We start from the raw sequence: 18,363 nt of genomic DNA on the forward strand, positions 1-18,363 counted from the left end.
AAAGCGTCCGCCAGTAGTGAAGGTAACGTAGTTATCAACAATGAGATTTTTGTGAATTTGTATGAGTTAATAGGCTGAAAAGAAAAGCCTAAATATACTATACGAGGAGCTTAAGATATGGAATTTAACCAGCTTAGGTATTTTACAACACTTGTCGAAGAAGGAGCATACATAAAGGCAGCCAAAAGATTGCATATAGCACAGCCTTCGTTAAGTGCCGCTGTGAAAAAACTGGAAAATGCAGTTGGGTTTTCATTACTAAACAGAACAACAAGGCATTTGCGTTTAACGAAAGAAGGGGATATTTTATATCAAGAGGCTACAAGACTCGTCCATCACTTTGACCATGTAAAACAAGAAATGATTCGTCTCAAAAAAGAAGGACCATCGGAACTGACAATAGGTATCATTGAGTCGTCCATGTTCTGGACGCCAACGATTTTAAAGCAATTTAAAGAAAAATATAAAAATGTTCGTATTCAATTAACAGAAATTTTAAGTTTACAGGATGTCGTAGCCGCCCTTAAAAATTATAACATTCACCTAGCGATTACTAATCAATACATGAATAGCAATGAAATGAATGCCTTTCCCATCTACGAAGAGCAATTAGTTGTTCTTTTGCCGCCAGATCATCCTTTGCAATATGAGGAAACACTTCAGATGGATGCATTAAAAGATGAGGAACTAATCATTTGTAAAGAAGGGTTGCAGTCTCGAACGGATATCCTTACCGCCTACTGTAAAGCTGGTATTAAACCGAATATACAGTATGAAGTAGAGCGATTTGAAACTGCTTGTAATATGGTAGAAGAAAATTTGGGAATTACCATTCTTCCGGAAAATTATGTGAAGCAATATAAAAATGCAACGTATCACATCAAAGAAATTTACGATGCCGATCTTCGGCGAACCGTATATGTAGCAGTAATGAAAGATCGATACCTGCCACCACTGGTAAAGCACTTTATTGCATTGATACGGAATTATTTTGGAGCGGTTTATTGAAGGGGACATTTTTGAGGACTGATCCTCACGTTGGATGATACAGTCCCGACCACTTTAGCACATTGACGTGGTGGGACTGTCCCCTACATATCGCTTCCTACATAGCCTCGTCTTTATCCATTCCTGGTAGTTGCTGTTTTAATCCTTTTGTTAAGAATAGTAGATATAAAACACCAAGTCCGAACCAAATGCTACCCAGAACCTTTGATGGAGTATCAAGGTTAAAAAGTAACCACATCGTTAATGCACTTCCAATTAAAGGAATCAAAAAATAAAGGATAATTCCTTTAAACGAACGCTGTTTCTTTTTGCCAAAATATAAAACAATAACGGAGATATTGACAAAAGTAAACGCGATCAATGCTCCAAAATTAATAAAAGATGCTACCAAAGTTAAACTTAAAAACAATGCTGATAATGATAGAAAGCCAATTAGTAAAATATTATTCACTGGTGCTTTTGTTTTTTTACTCAACTTCCCAAAAAACGTTCTTGGTAGCTGTCCGTCTCTCCCCATTGCATATAATACACGCGAAGCACTTGCCTGCGCAGCGGAGGCAGAGCCAAAAACAACAAATGCCGTTACAGCTAAAAAGCCTGCTTCTAATGCATTGCCACCAACTAGTGCCATTATTTCATAAGATGCAGAATCCGGATCCTTAAATTGCATATAGTTTGGCCAAACATTATGCGCTAGATAGGATACGATTGTAAAAATGATACCGCCAATGACGGTCACTAAAATAATAGCTCGCGGTATATTTTTTTTTAGGATTCTTTACTTCTTCTGAAAAGGTCGAAACAGCGTCAAACCCAAGAAAAGAAAAACAGAGTAATGCTGCTCCAGCAACTACATATTCAAACGATTCATTTGGATTGAAAAAAGGTTCTATATTTAGAAGCATTCCCGTACCTGTACCTTGAACAATGGATCGTATAGATAACATACAAAATACAGTCAGAAACAATAAGGATACACCAACGACAAGTAAATTAGCACTAGCACCCACTTTAATCCCTCGAACATTAACATACGTAACGATCACGATTAAGGCGAATATCCACACTTGCATAGGCACTTCCGGAAATGCTGCTGAAAAAAATACACCGAATAATAAAAAGTTAACCATTGGTATAAAGAGATAATCCATTAATATAGCCCATCCGATTAAAAATCCAACCTGGGGTCCAATAACTTTTTGCGTATACGTATAGGCAGAACCTGAAATTGGAAACTCTTTGGCCATTTGGCCATAGCTATAAGCAGTAAACATCATTACAACTAAAGCTAAAATATAAGAACCTGCAACCATTCCATGTGAAATTTGAGAAGCAACACCATAGGTACTAAATACTGTTGTTAGAGCCATGAATGCAAAACCATAAGCTATAACAGAAAGTAAAGAGAGTGATCTTGATAATTTAATATTTTCGTTCACTTTATCTCCCCCTTGTCCTGTGTTTAAATCTCCTGCTAAAATCTATTAAAAACCTTTTAAAAGCATTGAATTCTCTGCAACACGTAATTCATTTTCACTAAAAATTATCTCTCCATCAACCATTGTTAAAATTACTTTCATATCATCTATATTTTTCGCAGGTACCTCGAAAATATTTTTATCCAGTACGATGATGTCCGCAAGTTTCCCTCTTTCTAGCGTTCCTAGTTCATTTTCTCTGAAAACACTGTATGCTGAACCAATGGTATATGCCTTTAGAGCTTCTGCAATGGAAATTTTCTCTTGTCCATTCCAAACGTTTTCTCCAGTATAATCAAATCGATTTACAGCATAATAAATTTCCAGCATTGGATTTAGGACAGTTACCGGGAAGTCGGTGCCAAATGATACCTTTATGTCTTCCCCCTGCAATGATTTACACGGATATAAGTAAGGATGTTTTTCTTTTTTCACCCGTGTCGTATGACTTTCTTTCGGCATCAGAGCTAAGTGGGAAGGTTGAATGGAAGGGATGACTCCTAACTCTTTTAGTTTAGAGATGTCGTTTGGATCAATCACTTCAATATGCTCTAAGGCATGTCGCGAATCTCTAACCCCGTTTACCTTTTGTGCCTCCTCAAAAATATTTAATCCAAAGTTAACAGCCCCGTCTCCTATGGCATGAAACCGTATTTGAAATCCTTCCTTATCCGCCTGTAGTGCTCGCCTTTTTATCACTTCTTTTGGTAAAGCAGTGCTTCCTCTTGTTTTTGACTTATCTACGTAAGGATCTAACATATAAGCAGTATGACTAGTTACAACTCCATCAATAAATTGTTTTAATCCCACAAACTTTAGCTTTTCTGAATCAAACGTATTTTTCATTTCTTTAGCGTTTTCAATGTTGTCATCTAAAATTGGATAAAGATGAATGCGGGCAGATAGCCGTCCTGTCTCATCAAATTGTTTAAACAAACGGAATAGGTCAGGCCCATGCAATTGCTCCACGCTATTAACATATAGATCATTTACTGAAGTAATACCTAATCTCGCAGCCTCTTCCAAAAAAGACTCAAGTAGCTCCGTCTTATCTTGATTAGTCATTGTTAACGCCTTATCAGCTACCAGGCCTGTTGCAGTTTCAATCAATATTCCGGTCAATTCTCCGTGTTCATCTTTTTGAATTACTCCATTAGACGGATTATTGGTCTGATTCGTAACCCCAACCACTTCGAGTGCCTTACTATTCACCCATGAATAATGAAATTCCGCATGGAACAAGAGCACTGGCCGGTCATCAACCATCCGGTCGATTTCAAACCGATCTGGGAAGTCTTCTCCCCACCCTAGATGATCCCAGCCATAACCAATAATCCAATCATTATTTGGTCTTTGATCAGCAAATTCTTTTACTTTTTTAATCGCATCTGCTGATGAAGTGGAACCTGACAAATCAACACTGCCATGTGTTAATAATGCACCGAGCATTAAATGTAAATGAGCATCATGAAAACCAGGCATAATCGTTCGATTTCCAAAATCATATTCTTTTGTATTTGGTCCAATGAATGACTTTATTTCCTCTATAGATCCTACAGCTATTATTTTATTTTCTTTAATTGCAACTGCACCAGCCTTGGTATGCTCCTCTACTCCGGTAAATACGGATTGACTGAAAAATATTTTATCTGCTAGCACCATGTTAATTTTCCTCCTATTATTCAGTAATTAAAGCGCTTACATTTAAGATGCAATTTGCATGCCACCTGACCAAGAATCAATAAAGTTTTCTCTATAAACCGATATAACAGGCCTGCTCATTTATTTAATATTTTAATATTGCGTAATATTTCATTAACTTTTATGAAGTATTGCATATTTCTATTCAATAATGCATAAATGATATTCTTCAACCAAATAGCTTCTATACCAAAAAAAATCCTCCTCACGCCGGCTAAGGTGTGAGGAGGTTCTTTCTATTCTAATGGGCTGCCTTCTATTCTACGAATCACTTGGCAGAATTGTTTTTGCAATGTCTTGATCCAGGGATTCAAAGTCTTCTAAAGAGATCGTTTCATATAATTCTTTTCTTGTTTGCATGTCGGCTACAGCTTCTTTTTGTGTACCTTTTGTTTTGATTAGGTCAAACACGCGTTCATACGCTTTAGCTGCTACACGCATGGAGGTCACCGGGTAGATAACCATAGCGAATCCCATGCTTTCAAATTCTTCAGCGGTAATATAGGGTGTTTTCCCGAACTCAGTCATATTGGCAAGTAGCGGAACTGTTACTTTTTTGGCGAATACACTAAATTCTTCATCTGTTTGTAGTGCTTCAGGGAAAATGCCGTCTGCACCTGCTTCCATATAAGCTGCAGAGCGCTCAATCGCTGCATCCAGTCCTTCTACTGCTCTTGCATCCGTACGTGCGATTACGACGAGAGACGGTGCTACTTCTTTAATTGCTTTAATTTTTTGGGCCATTTCCTCTTTTGTGACAAGTTGTTTGCCATTTAAATGACCACATTTTTTTGGAAGTTGCTGATCTTCTATTTGTACGGCTGCTACATTTGCTTCTACCATTTCACGGGCAGTCCGTGCCACGTTTAATACTCCGCCAAAACCTGTATCAATATCAACAAGAACTGGTAAATTGGTTGCCCGTACGAGATCCCGAGCTCGCTCAGCTATTTCCGTTGAAGTTACCATGCCAAGATCAGGGATACCCTTGCTTGCTGTATAAGCTCCTCCGGATAGATAAAGTGCTTTGAATCCTGTATTTTTTGCGACAAGCGCAGCCATTGCATCATGCGCTCCAGGGATTTGCAGGATAGATTTCTCATTAATTAAGGCTTGAAATTGCTTTGCTAATTTTTCTTGCGATGATGGTTGATCCACGATCCACGCCATACTTGATGCACTCCTTTATTCATTCACAAATAAATCCATAAATTCATGAACACCCAATGTGTTGATTTTTTCTTCCGCACACGCTTCTTCGATTTTCTTTCTCTGTTTGGCTGTATACTTGGTAGCAAGATTTGCTGAAAACTTTTCCACAATTCTTGGGTATGCCTCTTTTCTTCTGAAACGGTGTCCAAGTGGATATTCACATACGATTCTATCAGTTGTCGTTCCATCCTTAAAGTAAACTTGAACAGCATTGGCAATGGAACGTTTATCAGGATCCAAATAATCTGCTGTATATTCTTTGTCTTCCGTAACAATCATTTTGTCGCGTAAGTGATCAATTCTTGGATCACTTGCTACTTCATCTTCGTAATCTTCTGCTGTAACATTTCCTTTCAGCAGGCCAATCGCTGTAATATACTGTAAGCAATGATCGCGGTCAGCCGGATTATGAAGCGGTCCTTTTTTATCAATAATGCGGATCGCTGATTCATGTGTCGTAATTTCTACTTTATCAATTTCATCGATGCGATCCTTAACCTCTGCATGCAGATCTACTGCTGCTTCTGCTGCTGTTTGCGCATGGAATTCAGCAGGATAAGCAACTTTAAATAAAACATTTTCCATCACATAAGCATCAAGCGGACGGCCTAATGTTAATGTTTGCTTGTTAAATAAAACGTCCTGAAAGCCCCATCCTGGTGCAGTTAATGCACTCGGATAACCCATTTCACCTTTTACCGCAAGCTGAGCAAGGAATACTGCTCTGCTTGTAGCGTCACCAGCTGCCCAAGATTTTCTGGATCCTGTATTTGGGAAGTGGCGATACGTGCGCAAACTGGAATTATCGATCCATGCATTCGATAGCGCATTATTAATTTCCTCGCGTCCTCCGCCAAGCATTTTTGTAACGACAGCAGTTGTAGCAATTTTTACAAATAATACGTGATCCAATCCAACTCGATTCAAACTATTTTCTAGCGCAAGCACACCTTGAATCTCATGAGCCTTAATCATCATTTCCAGTACATCGCGGACGACAAGCGGGGACTCTCCCTTTGCAACACGCGCCTGGCTAATATAATCACTCACAGCAAGGATACCACCTAAGTTATCGGATGGATGCCCCCATTCTGCTGCTAGCCATGTATCATTATAGTCAAGCCAACGAATCATGGTACCGATATTAAATGCACCTCTTACCGGATCAAGTACATGGGAAGTTCCAGGTACGCGTGTTCCATTTGGCACAACGGTTCCAGGAACAACAGGCCCAAGCAGCTTTGTGCATTCTGGATAATTCAAAGCCAGAATGCCGCATCCTAACGTATCCATTAAAACATAGCGGGCTGTTGTAAACGCCTCTTCACTGGTAATTTCTTTATTTAAAACATAGTCCGTTATTTCTTCTAGCAATGCATCTACTTTATTTTCTTCATTTACTTTTAGCATACATCTCTTCCTTTCTTATTCAACAGGGCGTATACCGCCCCACTGTTTTTATGCATAAGGTTTCCCTATATAGTTAACACGAGGTCTGAACAGTCGGTTATTCTGATGCTGTTCTGTAACGTGTGCACACAGACCTACAGTTCGAGCACTAAAGAAAATCGGTGTATACAGATCGATTGGGATTCCGAGCATCCAGTAAACAGGAGCTGCATAATAATCCAGGTTTGGATAAAGTCCTTTCTCCTGTTTCATCAATTCTTCTCCAGCTTCACATTTTTCAAGCAGTGAGTAATCTCCTGCTTTTTCACAAAGCTCCTTCAATGATTCTTTCATCACAGCAGCTCTTGGATCCATTTTCTTCATATAAACACGGTGACCAAAGCCCATGATTTTTTCTTTTTTATACAGTTTTTTCGTCAGTATCTCTTCAAAATCAGCTGCAGATTCCGCTTCCTGTAATAGATACATCACAGCTTCATTTGCACCGCCATGTAAATTACCTTTTAAGGAAGAAACTGCGCCTGTTATTGCACCATACATATCTGCGTTAGTAGAGGCAATAACTCTGGATGTAAAAGTTGAATTTGGCATTTCATGTTCACTATACAACAGAAGGGAACGATCGAAAATCTCAGCGTCCTCCTCAGATGGTACCTCTCCTGTAATCATATAGAGAAAGTTAGCGCTATACGAGAGGTCCTTGTGAGGATGTACAATCTCTTTCCCGTTGAGTGCACGGTAACTATTCACTGTAATTGCAGGCATTTTTGCCAAAAGGTCATACGCCCGTTCCGTATCTGCTTCATACGAGCGGTCGTCTATCTGATTGTCATATCCTGCTAACGCGGATAAACCAGTTCTAAGTCCATCCATCGGGTGAATTTGTTTCCTAAGAAGTGAAAAAATATCCAGAATTTCTGTAGGAATCGCATATCTTTCTTTTAGCTTTTCCTCCAGTTTCGTTTTTTCATTTTGATCAGGAAGTTTATCTTCGAGTAAAAGATGTGCTATATCTAAATAATCCTGTTCCTTTGACAGTTCAATCAGATCATACCCTTTGATCACAATTTTCTCTTTCTCTGTATCTAGTAATGAAATTGCAGTTTCTGATGCGATAACTCCTTCAAGTCCCGGTACAAAATTAGATTTCGCTTCCATTTTGCTCCTCCTTTGTCTAAAATACCATTCTTGTTATCTTTGAAATCCCTTTCAACATTCGACAACAAACTGCTCGGTATTTTTCAAAATCTAGCCAAAGACCACATTTTTCTATCATTTCTTTATTTTCCTATAACTCTATTATAAATTTGTCGCAGCGATTTTAAAAGTATATAATATTTATAACTAGCCATCAGTTTTTTCTATGGCTGAATGCATGGAGGAATGATAATGAATTTGCAGGACTGGGAAATGCTCTCTACTTTATATGCCACTAAAAACATCACACATGCAGCACAAAGCCTGTTTTTATCACAGCCAACACTAACTTCCCGTTTAAAAAAAATGGAAGATTATTATGGTGTTTCGCTTATTATCCGGAAAAGAAGAGGGATCACCTTTACCCCAGAAGGACAAAAACTGGCACAGCATGCGAAACATATGCTCAAGGAACAAAGAAATATAGAAGAAACGTTAATGAATATGAAAGACCATGTCGCTGGTACACTCCGGGTAGGTGTTTCGAATTTCTTTGCCTTAAATAAAATGCCAAAACTATTACATCTTTTTAATCAAAAACATCCTGATGTAGAATGTCAGGTTGTAACCGGATGGAGCAGTGAAATGCACCGAAAGCTTTTAAATCATGAAGTACACCTAAGTTTCATCAAAGGAAATTATCCATGGCAGGAACATAAAGAACTGCTTTATGAAGAAAATATATGTATTGCTGCACCATGGCCATTTGCGTGGGAGGATCTCCCCTCCCTGCCCCGAATCGATTATTATACAGATGCGGGAATGAGGGATACCATTGATCATTGGTGGTTTACCAATTATAAAGAAAATCCTTACATTAATATTCATGTCAATGATGTAGAAACATGTAAAGAAATGGTAATTAATAAACTTGGTTATGCTATTTTAGCCAATTTGGTTGTCCATCCATATCCGGAACTTAACGTCAAACCCGTTCACAGTCCTTCCGGCGAACCCATTACTCGCAAAACATGGATGTACTACCATACCGAATCCTTACAATTAAATATTGTGCGTGCATTCGTTGATTTTATCCGTACAATGGACGTTAAAAATTTGTAATGATAATAACAAAAGCTCCCTTGGCATGGGAGCTTTTGTTCCACTTCCTGTCAATGGTTCATCTTCGACCAGTCAAATGTACCTTCCTGAATTTTCTTGCGTTCTTCTTTTGTAATCACATCGTTTGGACGTTCTTCTTCAGGCCAGTCGTTCTCATGACCTTCCCACTCCGGTCGCTCTTTGGACAGTAAAAAGGCTGCAAGGTCAGTTGCCTCCTGATCGGTTAGCGATCCGGCATCATCTTCTGGCATATTATTTTTAATATAATTGGTCATGACTTTCATTCGGCTCAAACTGGCCCCATCGCTAAAAGATTTCGCCCCCCATAAAGCAGGTCCGGACGTCACCCCTTTTCCAGATCCATCAGTAGCATGACAAGACATACAATTCTTTTCTTCATAAAGTTCTTCCCCATTTTCTACACTTGGCTCAGGAATCTCTTCTATTATTTGTATTTCCTGCTCGGATTCTACATCCCAGCCTACCGCAATACCATCCGATATATGTGTCAAATAAGCCACAATGGAGCGCATTTCCTCCCCGTCATACTCTAGTTTTTCCCCGTTCATACTGCGAACCATGCAACTGTTAATACGCTCTTCAATGGTTTGTACCGTACCTGCACGTGGCTGGTATTTCGGATACTGTCCCGTCACACCGACAAGCGTTGAACCTTGAGATGTGCCGCCATCCGCGTGACAACTCATACAAGCCATTTCATTTCCAACTTTTTCAGGCAACATCGTATCCGTTTCATTAAAAATTTTTTCTCCATCCTTAATATACGGTGTCATCGGATCACTTGGATCTAAATCACTTACAGAAGAAGGATCAGAATTAGATGCGGATTTCGTATCTTCAACATTTTTTGTTGTCGTTTCAGAACAAGCTGCAATGACCACTATGAAGGCAAACATATAGAACCACAGGCTCTTTTTTTTCAGCATTTCCTTCCCCCATCCCCTTCTATTTAAATTGATAAGCTCCTTATTTTTCATAATCATACGCTTTCTTAGGTACAATATGATCGATTTCTGTCCAATCAAACGTTCCGTTACGTATCTTTTCTCGGCGTTCCTGTGTAATGATATCGGTAGGACGTCCTCCATCTGACCAGTCTTTATCATGGCCTCCCCAGACTGGGCGTTCACGCGATAGAATAAAGGCACCCAAATCAGCAGCCTCTTGATCTGTTAAGGAACCAGGGTTATGTTTAGGCATATATTCTTTAATAAATCCGGATATATCAGATAAACGGTTCATTCCAGCCCCATCATTAAAGGAACCATCCCCCCATAAAGGTGGTCCGGATGTCATTCCTTTGCCAGAACCGTCTGTTGCATGACAAGACATACAACTCTTTTCTACAAACAATTCACTGCCTCTTTCAATATCTGGTTCTGGAATTTCTTCCATTTTATCAAGTCCCAGCCATGCTGCTTCTCCTTGCTGTATACCTTCAGATAGGTGGGTTAAGTACGCTGAAATAGCGCGCATTTCTTCACTTTCAAATTCCAGCTCCTCCCCGTTCATACTACGGAGCATACATCCATTAATACGGTCTTCAATGGTAAAAATGGTATCTTCACGGGGGCGAAAAGCAGGATATTCCGTCGTTACCCCAATCATTGAAATCGTACTTGAAGCCCCGCCATCTGCATGACAGCTTGCACAAGACAATTCATTTCCGGTTTTTTCAGGTAGTACTGTACTTGTCTTATTAAAAATCTCTTCCCCATATTTCGCGTAAGGTGTCATCGGATCATTTGGGTCCAAATCTTCTAGAGAGGGTAGGTCTTCTGGTATCTCCTTTGTTTCTTGCTTACTCGTTTCTTGTGAACAAGCTGAAACCAATACAATCATAATGAATAGCATAAAGACATAGCCCTTTTTATTACCTTGCATTCTCCATCCACCCTTCCGTCTATTTTCTGTTCTTCTTACATGCCGCTTTCACTCACTATGATTCTATTAATAATTGTGACTAAAATATGACTGATTTTAGAATATTTAAGCATTACATTAAATAGCAGCATACAACAGGATTATCATCTAATGAATAACTTGACATTTGTTCGACAAAATTCGGGGAGTGCCAGGCACCCGCACATATACAGCCAAGTAAACATAGTATAAAAAAAGTTTAAATAAAATATCGTTTAAATGTTTACTTAATCAATAAAGTATTATATAATAATAAAAGTTGCATACGGCAAACATATATATACTAATACAAGTAAGAAAGTACAAGTCAAACTTTTTAGGAGGGTAAAAGATGAACCAAACTATAGACGTGGAAAATCTCCATGTGTCTTATTATGGAAAGTCCGTCATTCATGATGTTAACTTTTCATTTGAACCGGGAAATTTGGTCGGGATTATCGGTCCAAACGGTGCTGGCAAATCAACGATGATGAAGGCTGTGCTCGGACTGACTCCTCGAGATGCGGGGAATGTATCCTTTATTGGTCAATCAGTTGAAGCTGTTCGAAAAAAAATTGCTTACGTGCCGCAACGGTCCAACATCGATTGGGATTTCCCTATCATTGTGAAGGATACGGTATTGCTTGGCACCTATCCAAAACTCGGGTTATTCCGTCGCCCTAAAAAGGCAGATAAAGCATGGGCATTACAATGCCTGGAAAAAGTAGGGATGGAAGATTTTGCTCATAACCAGATCGGTGAGCTATCCGGTGGTCAGCAACAACGTGTTTTTTTAGCCCGGGCGCTGGCGCAACAAGCGGATTATTTCTTTCTGGATGAACCATTTGTAGGGATTGATGTATCAAGTGAAAATGTCATCATTAATATCTTGAAAGACTTAAAAGAGGAAGGCAAAACAATCTTTGTCGTCCATCATGATTTAGGAAAAGTCGAGGATTATTTTGATGAATTGATTTTAATTAATAAAAACTTAATTGGCGCCGGACCAGTAAATGAGGTATTTAAAGCAGATATACTGCAACAAGCCTATCAAACTCCATTTTCTGTAATGTCTGGTATGGGGGTAGGTGTTTAAATGGATTTCTTCCAAGATATGATAAATTATGAGTTTTTACAAAAAGCGCTTATCACCTCAACCGTCGTAGGAATTATTTGTGGTGTAATCGGTTCTTTCATAGTCTTGCGTGGTATGGCCTTGATGGGAGACGCTCTTTCACACGCTGTCTTACCAGGTGTCGCCATTTCCTACATGGTGGGAATCAATTACTTTTATGGAGCTGTGCTCACAGGTATATTAACAGCTCTTGGCATTGGTTATATTAGTGAAAACAGCCGTGTTAAAAATGATTCCTCGATTGGAATTGTTTTTTCAGCCGCTTTTGCTCTGGGTGTTATTTTGATTACCAAAGCACAAAGTGCAACAGACTTACAACAGATTTTATTTGGTAATGTGTTATCTGTTCGATCATCTGATATGTGGCTAACCATTATCATAGGGGCGATCGTGCTTCTGGCTATTTTACTATTTTATAAAGAATTACTAGTTTCCAGTTTTGACGAAACGATGGCTGCTGCTTACGGTCTGAAAACAAAAGTGATTCATTATGCTATCATGGTGCTTTTGACCCTCGTTACGGTAGCATCCTTGCAGACTGTTGGTGTTATCCTGGTTGTTTCCATGCTGATTACACCGGCAGCGACTGCCTACTTATTAACAAACCGGTTATCAACGATGATTGCCCTTGCAGCATTTTTTGGGGCAATATCGGCAGTCAGTGGTATATACATTAGTTTTATTTACAATATGCCAACCGGTCCTGTCATTGCTCTAGCGACAACAGCAATTTTTGTGGCAACATTATTACTTTCACCAAAACAAGGTGTGCTTTGGCGGGCGCTTCGAAAAATTAAGCAGCGCCAGACCATTAGTGGATAATAGAAATAGATATAAGATGAATAGGAGGAATAGAAAAAATGAGAAAGTTTATTGTTGGTATTGCCATGCTAAGTATGGCAGCATTTTTCCTTGCAGCATGCGGAAGTGACGACAAGGCATCAGGAGAAGGTGGCGATGGTAAGCTTAAAGTTGTTACATCGTTTACAATTATTGAAGACATGGCAAAGGAAGTAGGCGGAGATAACGTTGAAGTTACGAACCTTGTGCCAACTGGAACAGATCCACATGAATATGAGCCAACGCCAGATGATATTAAAGCAGCAACAGATGCAGATGTATTATTTTATAACGGTTTGAATCTAGAAGGTGGAGAAAAGGGTTGGTTCTTCAAAATGCTTGATTCTACCGGACAGGATGAAGAAAATGCTTATCTTTTAACAGAAGATGTGGAGCCTATGTATATTGGTGGGGGAGATAGCGAACATGAAGAAGAAATTAATCCACACGCATTTATTGACCCTGGTGTAGGGATCAAAATGACGGAAGCTTTACGTGATGCTTTTGTGGAGGTAGATCCTGACAACAAAGAGGAATATGAAAAGAGTGCGGAAGAATATCTTAAACAATTAAAAGAAATTGATAAGGAATACGAGGAAAGAATCAATGAAATTCCGGAAGAAAACCGTGTTTTTGTAACAAGTGAACGCGCATTCCAATACATGACATCACACTATGGTTTAAAAGAAGGCTGGATTTGGGAAATTGATACAGACGAAAATGGATCCACAGAACAAATTACAAGCCTCGTTGAATTTTTAGAAGAAAATGAAGCACCTGTTGTTTTCACAGAATCTAACGTTGACCCTCGCCCTATGGAAACAGTTTCTAATGAATCAGGGGTTCCAAACTTTGAAGATCCGATTTATTCTGATGAAATTGGCGGAGAAGGTGCTGATACGTATCTTAGCTACTTAGAATATAACATTGATGTGATCGCTGAAGGTTTAGGCGGAGACAAAGAATAAGCAACAAACAGCTGCTTCTGAAAGTGCATGCAGCTGTTTGTTATTTTTTCTATGATTCTATTCATCTCTTTTCGGCTTGATCTCTTTATCTCCTAGAATAAGATAATTCAATTCTTCCTTTGGTATGCGGTTGAATTCTTTTCTTTTTGCAAAGTAAAAAATAATTCCAAGCAATATCCACAGACCTAATGCGATTCTAGATTCGATGCCAAGAAATGCAGGCGATCCAGGTATTAGTAAGAGACAAATAAAGATCAAACTTGCGATAACGCCAATCCCGGAATATGTCTTTTTAAATGGCGAAACCTCATGTTTAGAAGGAATGAAATCTTTATCCTTTGACCATTTGAATAATTTGAAAGCTGTAAAACATGTATATAAATAGGCAATGGATACTCCGATCGACGACATATCAACAACCCACGTTAACGCCTCACGTCCGAACCAAGGAGCTAGCATCGATACAACTACTGTAAAAATAACAGCAATGTAAGGTGTCTCATGCTTCGGATGCAATCTAGAAAAAGCAGACGGTAAAATTTTAGCGCGTGACATCGCAAACAATAGACGGCTTGTCGCAAGGATAAATCCGTTTAAACCAGTGAAGACTCCCATCGTAAGTGCTGTTACCAAAATAATTAGTCCCATCGTTCCCACTACATCCTGGATTGCAAATCCTGTCCCCCAGATATGATTTTCAGCTACTAGATCTTGCCACGGTCCTGTCATAGACGTTGCAATAATCATCAAACTGTATAAAATAGCAGCAAATAGTAAAGCTAAAATAATCAAAGTAAATGCCTTTTTAGCTGGAAAATCAAACTCCTCAGCGGCCTGCGGGACGGCATCAAAGCCAACATAGGCCCACGGTGCAATAGCAACAATAGAAATAATTGCAGCAAATGCTGTTGTATTAGTAGGAAAAGAAGGATGGATATTGGATAAACCTGCTCCCGGTTGTCCTCCTACCATAAAGGTTAATGCAATAACACCCACAACCATCACGCAGGCGAAAATGAACTGGATTTGACCAGACAGCCCTGTTCCTTTTGTGTTGAAATAACCGAAGATCCCCAGTGCAGCAGATGCAATAATGATTTCCATTCCGTAAACATCCCAACCTGCAATGGTATAAAGATGGAGATTTTCAATCACAGCGGGGAAAACAAATTTAATCATGAGCGCAAATGCAGAGGCATTGAGTGCCACAATACAGATATATCCCAGGGCTAAAAACCATCCACTAATGAAGGCGTGTGTCCTGCCCAAACTAATATACGCATAGGCAAACTCCCCTCCCGAAACCGGAAAACTTTTAATGAGAAAACCATAACTTACAGCAATCAGCATCATTAATAATGCACCAATACTAAAACCAATAATCACTCCTAAGGGACCTGCATCAGCCATCCACGTTGTCGGCTGGACAAATGCTCCCCATCCAATCGCAGAACCTAAAGCAATCGCCCAGACCCAATGCGGCTTAAGTGTCTTTTTTAGCGTCTGTCGCTCTTCCATGCTTTTCCTCCTTCAAATTAAATTCTTGTCTGATGTTTATTCCGTGGAAGTGTATATATGTCAGCTTCCCCCCTGTAAAATCAATATGATAACGCTTTCAAAACCCATCTCCCCTCTATTAAACCAAACATATACGACAAATACCATATGTATTAAAGTTAAATCTATTATATTTTATAATGAATCCCATTACAAATTTGAATAAAAAAGTTTTTACGATTTGATAAAGCGTGCAAAATATGGTGTTTTGGCTTCTTTTACACTGGCAACCATTTTTCTACCTTTAAGACGTAAATAATTAGTTCAACTAAAAAAAGGAGGCAGCCCCCATGCGAATCGTTCACATGGGGGCTGCCTCCCTTCTCGTTTACTTTACTTTTACTAATACACTTTTAACCTCGGTATAGTTAGCTAGGCCGTATTCTCCGCCCATTTCTCTTCCGACACCGGACTTTTTATATCCGCCAAATGGCATTGTTTCAAGCTCCAAGCCGAAGTCGTTCACCCATACAGTACCCGCTTGCAATTTACCTGCAATATAATGGCCTGTTCGAATGTTTTCTGTCCATACACTGGCTGCTAAACCATATTCACTATCGTTTGCCCGCTCAATTACCTCTTCTACATCATCAAAAACGAATACCGACATAACTGGGCCAAAAATTTCTTCTCTTGCAATGGTCATGTCATCCTCGACATCAGCAAAGATTGTTGGCTCTACGAAGTAACCTTTGTCAAATGCTTTTTTTCCGCCAGCGACCAAACGTGCGCCTTCTTCCTTTCCTTTGTCAATATAATCAAGCACCGTTTGCTGTTGTTTCGCTGAAACAAGTGGTCCCATTTCTGTCTCAGGATTCATTCCTGGTCCTAGTTTCATTGCTTTTGCACGTTCTGCAAGTTCTTCAACAACACGGTCGTAATGCTTGCGATGAACAAATACACGCGTACATGCACTACAGTTTTGACCATGGTTATACATTGTCCCGTTAAAAGAACCTTCAATGGCTTCTTCGAGATTTGCATCTTCTAAAATAATGCTTGGGGATTTTCCTCCGAGCTCTAGTGTCACATCTTTAATATCATCCGCTGCTTTCTTCATCACACCTTTTCCAACAGCCGTTGATCCCGTAAAAGCAACTTTTGCGATATCTTTATGTGTGATAATCGACTCTCCTGCCACACTGCCTGAACCAGGAACAATATTAACAACCCCGTCCGGGAAGCCAGCTTCCTTAAATAATTTTGCTGCATAAAGTAAAGACAATGGCGTCTCACTAGCTGGTTTAATGACAACCGTACAACCTACCGCTAAAGCAGAACCAAGTTTCCAACTGGCCATTGCAAGCGGGAAGTTCCATGGAATGACCTGACCAACCACACCAACAGGCTCATGCACAATATAATTAAAATAATCAGGAGATACATTTACCGTTTTTCCTGTGATTTTTGTTGCCCATCCAGCATAGTACCGGAAATGCTGAACGGTTCCGTCCACATCATCTGCAAGTGCTACCTCGTACGGCTTGCCGTTATCCATCGCCTCAAGCTGGGCAAGCTCTTCTCTGTTTTCATCGAGCAAATCAGCAAACTTATAGATGAGGTGTGAGCGTTCAGCTGCTTCCATTTTTGTCCATTCTCCATGCTCAAATGCATCTTTTGCAGCAGCAACCGCGACATCTATATCTTCCTCTTGTGCTTCGCTCACCCTTGCAATGACTCCCTCCGTTGCCGGGTCAAGAACATCGAATGTTTTCCCACTGATAGACTGTACATATTCTCCGTTAATATAAAGACCTTTCACATCTTGCAAAAATTCCTTTACTTTTGGCTTTAAAACAATTTCTTTTGTTGCCAATGAAAAAACCTCCTTAATTTAATTTCATCCTCTGTCAATCTATGAACAGTAACCTTCTTAACCGATTAAATAGACTACGCTAAGAAGGCTCTTTTCCTATTGAACTTCTTTCATGCAGTCGTAGAAACTGAAGGTGCTATTGTTGAATGGTTTCTAAACTGCTTAAAATCCCCTGAAGTTTCGCCTCTTCTGCTTCCGTTAATGGAAGTCTCGGTTTACGTGATGGACCACCTGCAAGACCTTGCAGTTCCATTGCTCTTTTTACAATTTGAACAGGCTTTCCTTCCCCCTCAAGCAAGTTGCATAATGGAAGGATTTTATCATATAATTCCCATGCCTTTTCGATCTTATTTTCCTTTACACTGTTATATAGATCCGTTGCTAAACGTGGTGCTATATTTGCTGCGACAGAAATCCAGCCAGTTGCCCCAACTAAAAACGACTCTAAAGCTAAATCATCTGCACCGCAAAATGTTTTAAGAAATCCTTTTCCTTGTCTAGTAATATCGCGAACTTTACTAATATCACCGCTCGATTCTTTAATATGCGTGATGTTTTCAACCTCGCGGGCAACATCTAAGATCGTTTCTGTTCCAATATTAATCCCTGACGTAAATGGGTTATTGTACAGCATGATCGGAAACGTTACAGCATTAGCAACTGCTTTAAAATGTTCATATATCTCTTCATCTTTTGGATGTGCGTAATACGAATTGATGATTAGGGCAGCATCCGCACCAACAGCTTCTGCTTGTTTCGTATATTCAATGGCATCTTGTGTTGTTTCAGCAGCAGTTCCTACTACAACCGGTATTCTCCCATTTACTTGTTCAACCGCTACTTCAGCTACTTTATAGCGCTCTTCCTTTGTTAAACTGACAAATTCTCCCGTACTGCCATTCACTGCAATACCTGCTACACCTACATCGATAAAGTATTCAATATTTTTCTTCAGTCCCTCATAGTCCACTTCAAAATCCTGTGTCATCGGTGTAATTAATACTGGAAATGCTCCTTCTAATTGTTTCATTTTAAAATTCCTCCTTGGATGTATTT

General features: G+C 39.5%; 16 protein-coding genes. 5 read left to right on the forward strand and 11 right to left on the reverse strand.

The features are described 5' to 3' along the window. Positions 1 to 117: 117 nt before the first annotated feature. Complete coding sequence (locus tag GZ63_RS0101885; RefSeq protein WP_029266318.1) at positions 118 to 1,008, forward strand: LysR family transcriptional regulator; 891 nt, start codon at positions 118 to 120, stop codon at positions 1,006 to 1,008. A 97-nt stretch (positions 1,009 to 1,105) separates the two neighbouring features. On the opposite strand, the gene GZ63_RS18570 is transcribed toward GZ63_RS0101885, so the two are convergent. From GZ63_RS18570 to mmgD, 6 genes are all read right to left on the reverse strand, one after another. After that, positions 1,106 to 1,747, reverse strand: a complete 642-nt coding sequence (locus GZ63_RS18570; protein ID WP_264175915.1) for an APC family permease — start codon at positions 1,745 to 1,747, stop codon at positions 1,106 to 1,108. Then, positions 1,695 to 2,447: an APC family permease gene (locus GZ63_RS18575; RefSeq protein WP_264175916.1), complete on the reverse strand. Its 753-nt coding sequence runs from the start codon at positions 2,445 to 2,447 to the stop codon at positions 1,695 to 1,697. The genes GZ63_RS18570 and GZ63_RS18575 overlap by 53 nt, the downstream gene beginning before the upstream one ends. Positions 2,448 to 2,492: 45 nt before the next feature. Next, on the reverse strand, positions 2,493 to 4,148 hold the full coding sequence (locus tag GZ63_RS0101895; RefSeq protein WP_029266319.1) for an amidohydrolase: 1,656 nt from the start codon (positions 4,146 to 4,148) through the stop codon (positions 2,493 to 2,495). A gap of 300 nt (positions 4,149 to 4,448) precedes the next feature. Then, positions 4,449 to 5,357, reverse strand: coding sequence for a methylisocitrate lyase (gene prpB, locus GZ63_RS0101900; protein ID WP_029266320.1), 909 nt, complete (start codon positions 5,355 to 5,357; stop codon positions 4,449 to 4,451). Between the two features lie 15 nt (positions 5,358 to 5,372). Further along, a complete protein-coding gene (locus GZ63_RS0101905; RefSeq protein WP_029266321.1) occupies positions 5,373 to 6,809 on the reverse strand; it encodes a bifunctional 2-methylcitrate dehydratase/aconitate hydratase in 1,437 nt (478 codons plus the stop codon). A gap of 48 nt (positions 6,810 to 6,857) precedes the next feature. Beyond that, positions 6,858 to 7,967 carry a citrate synthase gene (mmgD, locus tag GZ63_RS0101910; RefSeq protein WP_029266322.1) on the reverse strand — a complete coding sequence of 370 codons (1,110 nt, stop codon included), beginning with the start codon at positions 7,965 to 7,967 and terminating at the stop codon, positions 6,858 to 6,860. A 231-nt stretch (positions 7,968 to 8,198) separates the two neighbouring features. On the opposite strand from mmgD, the gene GZ63_RS0101915 reads away from it, so the two are divergent. Then, positions 8,199 to 9,068 (forward strand): LysR family transcriptional regulator, encoded by an 870-nt coding sequence (locus GZ63_RS0101915; protein ID WP_029266323.1) that lies wholly within the window; start codon positions 8,199 to 8,201, stop codon positions 9,066 to 9,068. A 50-nt stretch (positions 9,069 to 9,118) separates the two neighbouring features. On the opposite strand, the gene GZ63_RS0101920 is transcribed toward GZ63_RS0101915, so the two are convergent. Both GZ63_RS0101920 and GZ63_RS0101925 read right to left on the reverse strand, forming a co-directional pair. Beyond that, entirely contained in the window at positions 9,119 to 10,015 is an 897-nt protein-coding gene (locus GZ63_RS0101920; RefSeq protein WP_084178910.1) for a c-type cytochrome, read from the reverse strand. A gap of 40 nt (positions 10,016 to 10,055) precedes the next feature. Then, positions 10,056 to 10,973 (reverse strand): c-type cytochrome, encoded by a 918-nt coding sequence (locus tag GZ63_RS0101925; protein ID WP_029266327.1) that lies wholly within the window; start codon positions 10,971 to 10,973, stop codon positions 10,056 to 10,058. Between the two features lie 370 nt (positions 10,974 to 11,343). On the opposite strand from GZ63_RS0101925, the gene GZ63_RS0101930 reads away from it, so the two are divergent. The 3 genes from GZ63_RS0101930 to GZ63_RS0101940 are packed head-to-tail and all read left to right on the forward strand — an operon-like array spanning position 11,344 to position 13,934. Continuing rightward, positions 11,344 to 12,087 carry a metal ABC transporter ATP-binding protein gene (locus tag GZ63_RS0101930; RefSeq protein WP_029266329.1) on the forward strand — a complete coding sequence of 248 codons (744 nt, stop codon included), beginning with the start codon at positions 11,344 to 11,346 and terminating at the stop codon, positions 12,085 to 12,087. After that, complete coding sequence (locus GZ63_RS0101935; protein WP_029266331.1) at positions 12,088 to 12,948, forward strand: metal ABC transporter permease; 861 nt, start codon at positions 12,088 to 12,090, stop codon at positions 12,946 to 12,948. 38 nt (positions 12,949 to 12,986) lie between these two features. Then, positions 12,987 to 13,934: a metal ABC transporter solute-binding protein, Zn/Mn family gene (locus tag GZ63_RS0101940; RefSeq protein WP_029266333.1), complete on the forward strand. Its 948-nt coding sequence runs from the start codon at positions 12,987 to 12,989 to the stop codon at positions 13,932 to 13,934. Positions 13,935 to 13,991: 57 nt separating this feature from the next. Here GZ63_RS0101940 and GZ63_RS0101945 read toward each other — a convergent pair whose 3' ends face one another. The 3 genes from GZ63_RS0101945 to dapA all read right to left on the reverse strand — a co-directional run bounded on the left by GZ63_RS0101945 (position 13,992) and on the right by dapA (position 18,337). Next, the gene (locus GZ63_RS0101945; RefSeq protein ID WP_029266334.1) at positions 13,992 to 15,452 is read right to left on the reverse strand and encodes an APC family permease; all 1,461 of its coding nucleotides are present in this window, start codon (positions 15,450 to 15,452) and stop codon (positions 13,992 to 13,994) included. A 367-nt stretch (positions 15,453 to 15,819) separates the two neighbouring features. Further along, positions 15,820 to 17,307 carry an aldehyde dehydrogenase family protein gene (locus GZ63_RS0101950; RefSeq protein WP_029266336.1) on the reverse strand — a complete coding sequence of 496 codons (1,488 nt, stop codon included), beginning with the start codon at positions 17,305 to 17,307 and terminating at the stop codon, positions 15,820 to 15,822. Between the two features lie 136 nt (positions 17,308 to 17,443). Beyond that, the gene (dapA, locus tag GZ63_RS0101955) at positions 17,444 to 18,337 is read right to left on the reverse strand and encodes a 4-hydroxy-tetrahydrodipicolinate synthase (RefSeq protein WP_029266338.1); all 894 of its coding nucleotides are present in this window, start codon (positions 18,335 to 18,337) and stop codon (positions 17,444 to 17,446) included. Between the last annotated feature and the right edge of the window lie 26 nt (positions 18,338 to 18,363).

This window comes from Virgibacillus alimentarius (assembly GCF_000709085.1).
GTDB classification, from domain to species: Bacteria; Bacillota; Bacilli; order Bacillales; family Amphibacillaceae; genus Virgibacillus_B; species Virgibacillus_B alimentarius.

Bases quoted from the DNA above. Each gene is read 5' to 3' on its own strand.
- GZ63_RS0101885 (WP_029266318.1), top strand. From the start codon at position 118: ATGGAATTTAACCAGCTTAGGTATTTTACAACACTTGTCGAAGAAGGA.
- GZ63_RS0101895 (WP_029266319.1), bottom strand. From the start codon at position 4,148: ATGGTGCTAGCAGATAAAATATTTTTCAGTCAATCCGTATTTACCGGA.
- prpB (WP_029266320.1), bottom strand. From the start codon at position 5,357: ATGGCGTGGATCGTGGATCAACCATCATCGCAAGAAAAATTAGCAAAG.
- GZ63_RS0101905 (WP_029266321.1), bottom strand. From the start codon at position 6,809: ATGCTAAAAGTAAATGAAGAAAATAAAGTAGATGCATTGCTAGAAGAA.
- mmgD (WP_029266322.1), bottom strand. From the start codon at position 7,967: ATGGAAGCGAAATCTAATTTTGTACCGGGACTTGAAGGAGTTATCGCA.
- GZ63_RS0101915 (WP_029266323.1), top strand. From the start codon at position 8,199: ATGAATTTGCAGGACTGGGAAATGCTCTCTACTTTATATGCCACTAAA.
- GZ63_RS0101920 (WP_084178910.1), bottom strand. From the start codon at position 10,015: ATGCTGAAAAAAAAGAGCCTGTGGTTCTATATGTTTGCCTTCATAGTG.
- GZ63_RS0101925 (WP_029266327.1), bottom strand. From the start codon at position 10,973: ATGCAAGGTAATAAAAAGGGCTATGTCTTTATGCTATTCATTATGATT.
- GZ63_RS0101930 (WP_029266329.1), top strand. From the start codon at position 11,344: ATGAACCAAACTATAGACGTGGAAAATCTCCATGTGTCTTATTATGGA.
- GZ63_RS0101935 (WP_029266331.1), top strand. From the start codon at position 12,088: ATGGATTTCTTCCAAGATATGATAAATTATGAGTTTTTACAAAAAGCG.
- GZ63_RS0101940 (WP_029266333.1), top strand. From the start codon at position 12,987: ATGAGAAAGTTTATTGTTGGTATTGCCATGCTAAGTATGGCAGCATTT.
- GZ63_RS0101945 (WP_029266334.1), bottom strand. From the start codon at position 15,452: ATGGAAGAGCGACAGACGCTAAAAAAGACACTTAAGCCGCATTGGGTC.
- dapA (WP_029266338.1), bottom strand. From the start codon at position 18,337: ATGAAACAATTAGAAGGAGCATTTCCAGTATTAATTACACCGATGACA.